The organism is Vibrio sp. CB1-14 (genome assembly GCF_040412085.2).
GTDB classification, from domain to species: domain Bacteria; phylum Pseudomonadota; class Gammaproteobacteria; order Enterobacterales; family Vibrionaceae; genus Vibrio; species Vibrio chaetopteri.
This window is the reverse complement of the sequence record NZ_CP115921.1, coordinates 623,035-635,351: the sequence shown is the minus strand read 5'-3', so window position 1 is coordinate 635,351 and position 12,317 is coordinate 623,035. Positions and strand designations below refer to the sequence as shown.

11 protein-coding genes are annotated in these 12,317 nt (G+C 46.1%); 7 read left to right on the top strand and 4 right to left on the bottom strand.

What is annotated here, in order from left to right; all coding sequences use genetic code 11:
- Positions 1-179: 179 nt before the first annotated feature.
- The gene (locus PG915_RS18905; RefSeq protein ID WP_353499954.1) at positions 180-989 is read left to right on the top strand and encodes a peptidoglycan-binding protein LysM; all 810 of its coding nucleotides are present in this window, start codon (positions 180-182) and stop codon (positions 987-989) included.
- 1,132 nt (positions 990-2,121) lie between these two features.
- Here PG915_RS18905 and PG915_RS18900 read toward each other — a convergent pair.
- Positions 2,122-2,634 (bottom strand): IucA/IucC family C-terminal-domain containing protein, encoded by a 513-nt coding sequence (locus tag PG915_RS18900; protein ID WP_353499953.1) that lies wholly within the window; start codon positions 2,632-2,634, stop codon positions 2,122-2,124.
- Positions 2,635-2,644: 10 nt separating this feature from the next.
- On the opposite strand from PG915_RS18900, the gene PG915_RS18895 reads away from it, so the two are divergent.
- The gene (locus tag PG915_RS18895; protein WP_353499952.1) at positions 2,645-2,842 is read left to right on the top strand and encodes a hypothetical protein; all 198 of its coding nucleotides are present in this window, start codon (positions 2,645-2,647) and stop codon (positions 2,840-2,842) included.
- A gap of 72 nt (positions 2,843-2,914) precedes the next feature.
- Here the strand turns inward: PG915_RS18895 and PG915_RS18890 are convergent, their stop codons facing one another.
- A complete protein-coding gene (locus tag PG915_RS18890) occupies positions 2,915-3,538 on the bottom strand; it encodes a bifunctional 4-hydroxy-2-oxoglutarate aldolase/2-dehydro-3-deoxy-phosphogluconate aldolase (protein ID WP_353499951.1) in 624 nt (207 codons plus the stop codon).
- A 14-nt stretch (positions 3,539-3,552) separates the two neighbouring features.
- Complete coding sequence (locus PG915_RS18885) at positions 3,553-4,482, bottom strand: sugar kinase (protein WP_353499950.1); 930 nt, start codon at positions 4,480-4,482, stop codon at positions 3,553-3,555.
- A 411-nt stretch (positions 4,483-4,893) separates the two neighbouring features.
- On the opposite strand from PG915_RS18885, the gene PG915_RS18880 reads away from it, so the two are divergent.
- The 5 genes from PG915_RS18880 to PG915_RS18860 all read left to right on the top strand — a co-directional run bounded on the left by PG915_RS18880 (position 4,894) and on the right by PG915_RS18860 (position 10,684).
- The gene (locus PG915_RS18880) at positions 4,894-5,739 is read left to right on the top strand and encodes a sodium:solute symporter family transporter (protein WP_353499949.1); all 846 of its coding nucleotides are present in this window, start codon (positions 4,894-4,896) and stop codon (positions 5,737-5,739) included.
- On the top strand, positions 5,715-6,650 hold the full coding sequence (locus tag PG915_RS18875) for a sodium:solute symporter family transporter (protein WP_353499948.1): 936 nt from the start codon (positions 5,715-5,717) through the stop codon (positions 6,648-6,650). Before PG915_RS18880 ends, PG915_RS18875 begins: the two co-directional genes overlap by 25 nt.
- A gap of 182 nt (positions 6,651-6,832) precedes the next feature.
- The gene (locus tag PG915_RS18870; RefSeq protein WP_353499947.1) at positions 6,833-7,945 is read left to right on the top strand and encodes an AI-2E family transporter; all 1,113 of its coding nucleotides are present in this window, start codon (positions 6,833-6,835) and stop codon (positions 7,943-7,945) included.
- A 401-nt stretch (positions 7,946-8,346) separates the two neighbouring features.
- Positions 8,347-9,198, top strand: a complete 852-nt coding sequence (locus PG915_RS18865; RefSeq protein WP_353499946.1) for an ABC transporter substrate-binding protein — start codon at positions 8,347-8,349, stop codon at positions 9,196-9,198.
- Positions 9,199-9,211: 13 nt separating this feature from the next.
- Positions 9,212-10,684, top strand: a complete 1,473-nt coding sequence (locus PG915_RS18860; protein ID WP_353499945.1) for a methyl-accepting chemotaxis protein — start codon at positions 9,212-9,214, stop codon at positions 10,682-10,684.
- A 69-nt stretch (positions 10,685-10,753) separates the two neighbouring features.
- Here the strand turns inward: PG915_RS18860 and PG915_RS18855 are convergent, their stop codons facing one another.
- A complete protein-coding gene (locus PG915_RS18855) occupies positions 10,754-12,316 on the bottom strand; it encodes a hydantoinase/oxoprolinase family protein (protein WP_353499944.1) in 1,563 nt (520 codons plus the stop codon).
- Position 12,317 lies beyond the last annotated feature (1 nt).

Genomic DNA, 12,317 nt, shown 5'->3' with positions numbered 1-12,317 from the left:
CCAGCCAGTGTTATCACTGGCTTTTTTTGTCGACAATAATGAACTGATTTTATTGTCAATTTCTCACCATTTCATCGGTAATCCTTGCTCACTCTCAAAACCAAAATCTGATATTGAACTACAAAAAAGCACTCTTAAAGTTGCATATTAAGTTTACTTTTTGAAATGGTATGTTCAGCATGAATAGTGAGTATTTTAACAGCGTCAATCGCTATCGATATTTTTACAACATTCGCCCCGGAGACACATTAAGCAAGGTTATTCTCAAAATCTACCAATACCGTTATGGCAGTGATGGCTATCGTCAGGTGCTTGATCAAATCCTCACTGACAATCCAGAAATTAAACACCCTGACAAAGTCAGCATCGGCCAAGCGATTTCACTTCGCCCTCTTAATAGCAAGCCCGCCTCCATCTCTCCAGTGGCGAGTCAATTCGCGCCAAACCCGGCCATTTCAAATGAAGATAAAGCGCAGTTTGAGCGCACGATGAAACAGATGCCTCAACAGCAGCAAGATTTGTTTTGGGCTCTGTCGTGGTTAGAGGATGCCTGGGGGCCAGCGAGTACGGGTGCTGGGGTGACGTTTGCGTCTATGGGGATACTGTTGGGAGGCAAAGGGAAAGGAAATATAGTTAAACTCGCGGAGATTGAGAAAGTCTACCAACAGTACAAATTAGGTGTGTTGACAAAAGGTCAATATGATTATCGTCGCAGCAAGATTCTGAAATCCGTTGCCAGAAACTTTGGACCTATTGAAAAAGTACTGTTTAAAGGGAAAAAGGCACGCGAAGCTATGCGGATATCAAGAGCTGGTGGAGTCTCTAGCACAGTTGCATTACGCAAGAATACACAGAGATTAGCAGCACTATCATCTGGAGCAGCACGAGGCGGTACGCTTCTTACAGCTGTTAGCCTGGGAGTTTCCTGTCAACAGATCTCACAATCGGGTTCTACAGCGGAGAAAACAAAATTTTCGCTGAGATGGTAGCGAGTACTGTTGTTGGAATAGCAGCTGGCACTGCAATATCACTCGTAGTTGGTGTCGCTTCGATTGGTTGGTTTGCTGCACTGAGCATAGCCGCTGTCTCTGCAGGTATAGGTTATGTAGGTGGTAAAATGGGAGTCTATATATACAAGGAGAATATTCCCTATTTCAATCTTGTTTCGAAAACCGGTGTAGATAAAGTATGTTCTCAGTAGCTCAGACTCTTACTATCACTTTTTTTTCGTGGGTATATTCATGGCCGTTTGGTTCGTGGTTGTCGGAGCAATATTATGTTTTTTTACTCTCAAAAGTATAAAAGAGTACGCATTTACCAAAGATCATTATACCGAGGTAGAGCTGGCAGTCGTTTCGGGCTTTCATTTTGTGGCCTTAATACATGGTATCGCATTGATGACAGTGATCGTAATGCCTAAGACAGCGAAACGCAGAGGGCTAACAGGAATAAGATCTGTTTGTCCTTCAGGTTTTGTTAGGATTTGCTATTGCTATATTGGCATTTTATGGACGTCAACTATAACAACCATTTTGTCTTTCGTTTTAGTGATAGTGCTTGATCAATTGTTCCTCCCAGAGACGTAGTTAATGGTTCCTTATGGTGATTTCTTGTTTTCAGTACTCTCGGGGTGAGTCAAATATGCAGATTTTAGAATGGGCATTTATTTTGTTCTTTGTATTTGGTGGGCTGCTATTTGTATGGTTTATATTGGTTGGCGGAGCTTTAAATTTTTTTACCCCAAAGCGTGTCATTTAATACGCTTTCTCTTTAGAGCATTACAGAAGAGGAGAGCTTGCGCTGGTGAGAGGATTCCATTTCGTAGCACTAATACACGGTGTAGCTTTGCTTACTGCTGTCACCTTCCCCAAATGGGCTAAAAAGCGGCGATTGACGGAAATACGCTCCGTATGTTCTCCTATCTTCATAAAACTTTCCGTCACATATATATACGTCCTGTGGATTTTGACGATTTCAGTCCTTATTTGTTTGGTAACGATGACGATTCTACAGTGATCGTGTTTATTGCAATTCACTGCTTTGTTGTTTGAGTTTAAGGTAGTATTTTTCAATTGCACTGACCCTCTGTCACTGCAATCGAGCACATCAATTTGTTCTTAGTTACTTTTCAAGCCCAATCACCAAAGGGTTCCGTATCGGCTCGCCAAGTTCTGGCAGTGGCCTTTGATTGCTTTCCCCATATCCAATTTTAAACTTCACTCGGTTAAGGCAAACCTTATCTATGTGCTCGCTAAGCAGGTTGAACGCTTCAAATCGAGGTGCTAAATGAGAGTGCTCTGCTTGGTAGCGTAGAATCTCGTTAGCGAGTAGGCCGTAGAACTCAGCCTCACTGATTCCCTGATGTTCGAGTCCATTTGATTCTAACCAAGGGGAAACAAACCTTAGTACTGTAACGACATGAACTAGGTACTTGGCTGGTAGGCGTGTCAGGTTCTGTTTGATGGCACCATCGAGTGAGTCCAGTTCAGGGAGTTCTTCGTCTACCAACCTTAAGTCCCCATGAAAGTCCTTGATGATGCAGCCGACAGGTTGATTATCTTCAAGAGTTAATGTCACATTTTGCCCATGGTCGACGAGCCCAACACCATATTGGAAGCTGCCTTGTGATAACAAGTTGTTTGTCGTGAATTCAGGTACTCATAACCATGGAATCATTGAACCACAATTGAGCCTAGCGGCGTGGCGAGCAGCGAAAATTCTCAATCATGCTAATGGCGATGAGCTGTATCATCATGGCGATAGTAGCAACGTGATGGTGTGGGGCTTAAACTCAGTTCAAGAGGAGAGGGCTAAGGTAGCCGAGATGGATTTATCGAATTAGCCGCCCTGCAGATAACAAGCAGCCCCACAAGCTAATGCTTGTGGGGCTGCTTTTACTTAGTTAAATGTTGGATTAGTTAACGTGAGCAACCGCGTCTTTAACCAACTGACCAAGCTCTTCCCAACGACCTTCGTCGATAAGATTTGTTGGAACCATCCAAGTACCACCACATGCCAATACAGACTTGATGGATAGGTAGTCATCTACATTGTTCAGACTTACACCACCTGTTGGCATAAATTTCACAGAGTAAACGGCTGTAAGCGCTTTTAGCATACCTACACCACCAGATGGCTCTGCTGGGAAGAACTTTAATGTACGCAGACCCATTTCCATTGCTTGCTCAACTAGGCTTGGGTTATTAACACCCGGTACGATTGGTACGTTTTTGTCGATGCAGTATTGAACTGTGCGTGGGTTGAAGCCTGGACTTACAATAAAATCGACACCTGCTTCAATCGCTTGATCGACTTGCTCGTTAGTAAGAACGGTACCTGCGCCAATCAGCATCTCTGGGTACGCTTGACGCATCGCAGCAATCGCGTCGGCTGCACATTCGGTACGGAACGTGATTTCTGCACATGGCATACCGTTGTCTACCAGTGCTTTACCTAGAGGAATAGCATCTTCAACTTTGTTGATGGCAATTACTGGAATTACTTTAAGGCTTGCTAGCTGTTCGTTTAGGGTTGTCATTTGTCTTTGTCCTACTAATCAAGAGTTGGCGTTGCTGTGTTAGGAATAATAGCACCGCGGTATTGAATTACTGTGCCTGCAACTTTGTGCCCCATTGCGGCTGAGTTAAACGCGTCGCCGCCGGTTAGTCGCTTGGCAAGATAACCTGCGCTGAAGGAGTCACCTGCGGCTGTGGTATCAATCACGGAGTCGACTGGCTTCGGTGCAACATACTCTGCGCGACCTTCGCTAAGTACGAGACACTCTTTCTCGCCACGTTTAATGGCAATTTCGCTGACACCAGCGTGTTGAGTGCGTTCGATACAATCTTCTAGGCATGTGTCGCCAAACAAGTCTTGGTCATCTTCGAAGGTAAGCAGTGCGGTGTCGGTAAAACCAAGCATCGCAAGGTACGTGCGCTGAGCGGTATCACGGCTCGCCCAAAGCTTTGGACGATAGTTGTTGTCAAAGAAGACGCTGCCGCCTTTGGCTTTGAATTTCTCGAGGAAGCTAAACAGAGTGTCACGTCCAGAGTCAGTCAAAATAGCCAAAGTAATACCGCTTAGGTAAACCGCATCGTAATCCATCAAAGAATCGACGAGTGATTGGCTTTCTGGTTGATCAAACACGAACTTAGCTGCTGCGTCGCTGCGCCAGTAAAAGAAGGTGCGCTCACCGGTATCATCTGTCTCGATGTGGTACAGGCCGGGCATTTTGTCGTTTAGGCGCAACACTTGGTCGGTGTCGATGCCTTCTTCCGACCACGCTTTTAGCATTTCAGATGAGAAAGGGTCGTTGCCTAGTGCGGTAATGTAGCTTACTGAAATGTTGTAATTTTTCGTCAAACGAGAAAGATACAGCGCTGTGTTTAATGTATCACCACCGAAACTTTGCTTCAGGAGATCTTCTTTGCGTTGTAGCTCCACCATGCATTCGCCGATGATCGCTATTTTATATTGGCTCATAGTCAAATATCCAGCTTGAGAGTGACCAACTTCATCTGTTTTTTCTGAGATAAAAGTGGGCGATAAGAGTCTGATTTAGTGTAACTAACTGATTCTATAGTGATGGCCTTGCTGTGGAGGTAAACCTACAACATAGATGTTGAACAAGGGAGGCTCTGATTACAATGACCCTACTATTCCTCACGCCTTTCAAGAAACAAATAGATAACTAAATTTTATTTGAAACATCGTTTTAATATGTTCTAATTTACCAGCATAAATTGAAGTTATGGTAGTAATATTTCTACTTTAAATGACTAAGTGTGATTTAGGTCGAGTTTCATCATTGCGAGCTCTTGAGCTCTTTGTGGACGACGAAACCATTGGAACCAATCGCAGAAAATGAATAAGCCAAGATGCATAAGGAGCGGTATGGAACTCATTGATGGTGCAATTGTTATTGGTTACTTTACTTTCGTGTTGTTCGCCGCTCTGGCGTTTAAGCGTTTTACCACGGATAGCTCGGGATTCATTCGCGGCGGCGGAGCAATGATGTGGTGGATGGCTGGTGCTACCGCGTTCATGACTCAGTTTTCGGCGTGGACATTTACCGGTGCTGCTGCGAAGGCCTATGAAGATGGGCTAACAGTACTGTTCATCTTTTGGGGTAATGCCTTGGGCTTCTTGGTGGCTGCTCGGTATTTTGCTGCTCGCTATCGCAAGATGCGTGTTGAGACTGCGATGGAAGCTATCAAGGTTCGCTTCGGACGCGTATCAGAGCAAGTGTATACTTGGCTTTCTTTTCCTTTGACTATCATGTCTGCGGCAATTTGGTTAAATGGCTTAGCCCTCTTCACAGCCGCGGTATTTAACATTGATCTAGTGGTGACGATTGTTGGCGTTGGCTTATTGGTTACCTTTATTGCTGCGAGCGGCGGGTCGTGGACGGTGTCTGCGACAAATGTCATTCAACTCATTTTGTTGGTTGCGATTACCATGTCAGTAGGAGCTTTTGCTTTGCTCGAGGTTGGTGGGACGGTGACACTCATTGAAAGTTATCCAACCGATAGTTACATGGGTAGCAACATGAGCTACTGGCAAGTGTTTTGGCTTTGGGTTGTGATGATGATACTCAAGCAAACAATGAACACGAACAATGCGCTTTCTTGCTATCGATTTTTGGTGACGACGAACGAAAGAGAGGCAAAAAAGCGGCTTTGTTTGCTGGCATCCTATTTATTTTGGGGCCTGTCATGTGGTTTGTTCCTCCATGGGTGACTGCGACGTTGGGCGTGGATCTGATGGCGTACTACCCAAAGCTTGCTGAGAGTGCCAATAACGCCGCTTATGTTTACTACATTGATCACTACCTGCCTGCTGGCATGCTTGGTTTGGTGCTTGCGGCAATGCTTGCAGCGACTATCGCTCCTATGACGACAGCCCTGAATCGGAATGCTGGTATCTTTGTGCGAAATGTTTATCAAGCGGTGCTCAACCCCAAAGCAACTGAGCACAAGCAACTCGTAGTTGGGAAGGTTTCGACCGTGATTAATGGCTTGCTCTGCATCTTGGCTGCTTTGTTATTTGCATCAATCGATGAATACAGCTTCTTTGATATCATGATGCTATTCGGCGCACTATTGCAAACACCACTGACAATCCCATCTTTGCTGGCTCTTGTGACGCTAAAAACACCGGACTGGTCCGGTTGGGCGACGATTGCCGTCGGACTATCTGTGTCGTTCTTTATGCAGTTTGTATTTCAAGTAGATTGGCTATTGCCTTTGTTTGATGCCGCTAGCTTCACCAATCGCGAGTCGGTTGACCTACTCGTTTCGATTACACTGCTCGCTCATATTGTGATAACCGGTGGTTTCTTTCTTTCTACGCGTTGGTTCTATCAGGAATCTTCTGGTGAACGTGGTAAAGAAATTACTCAGCTAAAAGTGAATTTGCAATCACCTATTGGTTTGTCCGAAGAGGCAAAAGTTGATACTCGACAAGGTGCTTACCTTGGACGCATGTGTCAGATACTAGGTGTCCTTGTGGCGTCGATCGCGATGACTACGGATTCTATGTCTGACGCTAGCGTGTTTATTTCAATCGGCCTGGCCATTTTGCTGGCGGGCACTCACCTCTATCGACAAAGGAATGTGCTGGCTACCTCGCCAAATCCTATCACTGACTGATCTCACCCTTTAGCCAGCTTAAATAGCTGGCTTTATTTTTGACAAGTCTTGAGAGTTGATTTTCGTAGACTATATTTGATATATGCCCTTTGTTCAGTGGGTTAGATAAGAAGGTCATGGATAATTAGCATCGATGATCATCAAAATGTCATCCTTAATTGTGTCAAAGAACGGAGTCTTACGTGAGCAATGACAAGGACAATCTAAAGCTAGCGCTATCGCAGGCCTTTACGGCCTCTCTAATACGTTTTTCTACCATAGCCTTCATTGTATTGATGTGCTGGTGGGCATTCGCTCCTTTCTTACCTATTTTGCTCTGGGCGTTGGTTCTAGCGATAGCTTTGTTTCCAGTACGAAACTTTTTAAAAGCCAAGTTTGGTTGGACGACTAAACGAAGTTCGACCGCTATCGCTTTGATCGGTGTGTTGGTACTCGGTACGCCTGTCGCTTTGGTGGGCAACTCACTCGCGGTAAAAACGCTACAGACCTACCAAAATTATGAGCAAGGTGAGCTTCACATTCCAGCACCTCCTCAAAAGGTGAAAGAATGGCCGCTGATTGGTGAAGATACATATTCTGCGTGGAGTGAAGCGGCGAGGGACTTACCGAACTTTATCGATAAGTATCAGCCACAGCTTAAAAATGCATCTGCTTGGTTTGTTGATAAAGCCAGCGGTGCTGCGGGGAGTGTCTTTTTGTTGATTGGTGCAGTGATCATTGCAGGTATTATGCTTGCCTGGGCAGAAGACGGCACCAAAGCGATGCGCCGGATTTTCAATAGCTTTTCCGATGAGCACAAAGGGCCAGAGCTGCATCATTTGACCACGGCAACCATTCGCCAAGTGGCAGTGGGCGTTATTGGTATCGCATTTCTAACGGCAACCATTTTTGGTGCAGTCATCGCACTTGCTGGCGTCCCCGCTGCGGCATTTTTAACGGTGATTGCTTTAGTCTTTGCGATTACACAACTGCCTGTCACCATCATTGCCATTGTTGCGGTAGCGATGTTGTGGTCGAGTAGTGATGGTTCAACCGTACATAACACTATCTTTTCTGTTTTAATTATCGCCGCTAGCTTGGTTGATAACATACTCAAACCTATGGTGCTTGGGCGAGGTTTAAGTGTCCCTATGCCCGTGGTACTTATTGGTGCGATTGGCGGCATGATGTCTGGCGGTATTCTCGGCATGTTTATAGGTGCAGCATTTTTGACTGCGGGATATCAAGTATTTATGAAGTGGGTAGACGGTGAAAATGACGATGCGTCACCTGAGAACAAACCAGATTCGCCTTAACATTAACCATTGTTCGCCGGGGCGCCTCATGCTCAATACTAAAGGTGCCTCGCATATTTATGTTGGTTGGATGAAATTTAGCCAGATATGGCAGGGCGATTATTGTGACTAATACTTAGCCTTGTTTGGTTTATTGTTTTGGCCTATGTCTAATGAGTGAAATAATAACTGGGCTACTGTCTGTGATGGCAGTCATAAAGTCCGATTGACCTCTCTTTGCTGCCTCAGCGAATGATTGACTGTATATCGTTCTATCGTTACATTTCGTCACAATAAAAAGCCAGTGGCATACTGCGGCGTAGATCGTAAATGCGACGAATCCCTCCCCCTACAAACCCGTTGTACCGCTGTTGTTCATAAATGGCGGTGGTTGTTATTAGTATCAGAATGTTAGGTGCACCATGAAGAAGTTGCTATTAGCTATTTTGTGTGGGGTATTGTCGCTGTCGTCTGTTGCCCAGCCGCTTAGGCTTGCTGGTAAGCCTGACGACGATAAACTCCATTTAACCTTATTGAAAGAGATCATTTCTCGTTCCGAGCAGTACTCTTCCATCGATTTTATCTACGCCAAATCCGGCGAACCCGCAGGAACTCGATTACTAGCTGATTTAGAAAGCGGCACGTTAGATGTGGTGTGGACTGCGACAAACCAGGATCTTGAAACGCGCTTTGACGCCATTCCATTTCCTATTTATCGCGGCATGTTGGGCATGCGAATTGGTTTGGTGAGTCAAGAACGCGCCAACATGCTGGCCTCGGTCAACTCCGTTTCCGATCTCAAGCGTCTATCGCTGTGCTCTGGTAAAACATGGGCCGATACACAGATATTGGAAGCAAATGGACTTTCTATCGCTAAGTCGCTCAAGTACCCAAATATTTTCGATATGTTGGTCGCGGGCAATCGCTGCGATGCATTTATGCGTGGTGTCATGGAGCCTTGGGCTGAGGTGAAATCCCATCCAAATCTGCCACTAGAGGTAGATGAAAACGTCATGCTCCGCTACAAGATGCCGTATCTGTTGTTTGTTCGCAAAGGCAACGAAGAGTTAAAACAACATTTGTACGACATCATGCTCGAAATCCATAACGAAGGGCTCTATGAAACCATGTTCTTTGCCGACAATGAGATTAAAGCCGCGTTGAAGCAAGCGAACTTGAGCGAGCGCGTGGTTTTCGATTTAGATAATCCCAATGTCACCGCGGCAACGAAAGCCATTCCTGACCACTTTTTCTTTGATCCTTTAGCTAAGTAATCACAGGTGTAACATGAACAGACTAACCAAAAAAATTATTCTTGTGGTGACATTAGTCATGACGCTGGTGACCGCGATTGCCTTGTCGACGCAATATGTATTGACCAAGCAAAATGTGGAAGCGGACCTCGAAAAAGTCACTGCAGAAATTGAGCAGGAGTTGCAAGTTATCTTGCAAGAGCCGGTGTATGTGTATGACAAAGCTCTGATTGGCAGCATTCTTGAGGCTTACATCAAGAATGACACTATTTCGAGCATCGTGGTTCGCGATCAAAATGGCAAAGAGATGAGTCAAGTTCGCCAGAAAACGGCTGAGTTTGAATCTCGCATTAATATTGAGTGGGATGGTTTGCCAATTGGCTCTGTTTCGCTTGGATTTAATAGCGAGCAAGCGCGCAATGAGCTTAAAAGTTTGATGCTTCGCTCGATGTTAATGTTTGGTACCTTGTACTTAGTGGTTATCGTCTCTCTTGGGTACATTATGGATCGCCTAGTTGTGACGCCCATCAAGGGGATGGCGAGCAGCATGAATGATATTGCCGCTGGTGGCGGCGATCTAACATCAAGAGTACAAGCGACCTCAAACGATGAAGTGAGCGACTTAGCAAAAGCCTTCAATCGCTTTGTCGAAACAGTGCAGGAGATCGTTGTCGATACGGCTCGAACGACAGAAAGCTTAAAGCAGAATGGATCGGCCATTACTTCCGTGCGCGCTTCAGTAAGTCAACAAACTGAAAATCAGTTGGCGCTCACTCATGAAAGCCTGAGCAAGATTGAGCAGTTCAATCTGGCGACGAGTGAGATTGCGGCCAATACAGAGAATACTCTGTTTAAATCAAATGATGCCCTTTCTTTGGGGGCGTCAAGCGAACAAGCGATCACGCAAAATGTCTCAAACGTAGAAGATCTGTCCGCTAACCTTGAGACTGCCGCCGAGCGCGCCAACGCGCTTAAGAACCGAAGCGACGACATCGGCCGCGTAGTTGAAGTGATCAAAGCGATTGCAGAGCAAACCAATCTTCTGGCTCTAAACGCTGCCATTGAAGCTGCACGAGCAGGTGAAAGTGGCCGCGGATTTGCCGTTGTTGCTGATGAGGTTCGCGCGCTTGCAAGTAAGACTCACGACTCTACCAGCGAAATAGAATCCATTATTGAAAGCCTGCAACAAGAGGCAACTGAGTCGTTTAATGCGACTCAAGAATCTAAGCAATTGGTGGAACTCACCAAAGTGAGCTCAGATGAAGCGCAGCTTGCGCTGACTAAGATGATTGAAGCGGTGACCAGTATCAACGCCATGGTTGATTCTGTCGCAAGTGCTTGTGAAGAGCAGTCTAACGTGAGTAATACGGTAGCGCAAGACATGCGAGAGCTCGATACTAGCGCCGCTGACATGCGCACTGTCAACGATGAGCTTCAAGTACTTGCAGAGGCGATTACCTCAAATACCACAGAGTTAGATAGCCAGATTCGTCGCTTTAAGTATTAATCTTTTATAGATACTAAAACGCCTCGTCGACTTTTCGATGAGGCGTTTTTATTTATTAAAAGCAATAACCTAAGCGATTCTGCCTGCGGCTTTTATTTTGACATGTACCATGTTCCCTTGCAGGTAACTCAGCGGTATTTCACTGCGCTCAATCACCGACACACTGTTTGCGCACGCACCTGCCTCCATAGCGAGTTGGCAGGCTTCTTTCTCCAAGTCAGCCAATATCTCAGCTCGCTGGTTAGGTTCGATGGGGACAATCTTATCTAGCTGACCCGATATCTCTCCGAGCGCGACACCAATTGCATTGGCGACTTCAAAGTGCTCAGGACGAACGACAGAGCTGACACCTTCAAATTCGTTGGGCATTAGCGCGCTGCCACCGCCTACAAGGATGACCGGCACTTTAGTGGCAGAGGTCTTCATCCGGTCGATGGCATCTTCGACCTTTTCTACCATATGAGCGTAGATTTGATTGGCTGTTTCTAGCTCCAAATCAATAGGCTTTTGCTGTGCTTTACCTGTCCATGTCATCACTTGTTTAGTGAGTGCTACGTCGGTGAGGGTCAGTGTGTCTCCGCCAAAACTGAGCGCCTTCTGAGTCAGTTCATGACCGACACTTTCAGGACCTAACTGAATGTCGTCATCGGTGAGCGTTACTTTGGTACCACCACCAATGGCGATGGCTAAAATGTCGGGCATGCGAAAGTTAGTGCGCACTTCTCCAAGCTCGACTGCTACGCTAGATTCGCGAGGGTAGCCATGTGTCAGTGCACCTACATCTGACGTTGTACCGCCGACATCGACCACAATAGCATCATCAAGCTTAGTCAGATGGCTAGCCCCACGAATGGAGTTAGTAGGACCACACGCCACAGTAAGAATAGGGTACTTAAGCGCGAACTCTTGAGACATCAGTGTCCCATCGTTTTGCCCGAAATAGGGCGTAACAGCGATGCGATGTTTCTCTAGCGCGTGACAAAATCCTTCGACAAAGCGTTTTGCTGTGCCTTGCAAGGCCGCATTTAAAATAGTGGCGTTCTCACGCTCTAAAATACCCAGACTGCCAACCTTGTGCGAAAGGGAAATATTAACCTCTGGCAGTTCCTCTCTCACCCACTGTTCAACCAATAGCTCTTGCTCACCGTTAACGGGAGAAAACACACCACAAATCGCTATGGAATCAACCTTGCCCCTCATCTTCTGACATAGCTGACGGATCTCTTGCTCATCTACGTCTGCGATTTTTTGACCGTCGTACTCATAGCCACCGTGGGCTTGATAGAAATGCTCGCCAAGTAAGGTTTGCCAAGACGCGCTCCAACCGCAAAGAGGTGGTACAGCGCTGCCACTCGGCAGTGCTAGGCGAAGCATGCCTACGTTGTCGAGACCTCGCTTCTCAACAATGGCGTTGGTACATTGAGTTGTACCAAGCATGGCATGTTTGACACTCTCACCTGTCAAGTTTGCTTGACGCAGTAGTTCATCAATGGCGTTGTCGATGCCTGTCGAAATATCGTGCGTTGTGGCCACTTTGACCTTAGAGATAACTTTGAGCGACTCATCCAAAAGGACACCGTCTGTGTTGGTTCCACCGACATCAATACCGAGGCGATAAATAGCGGTTGTCATG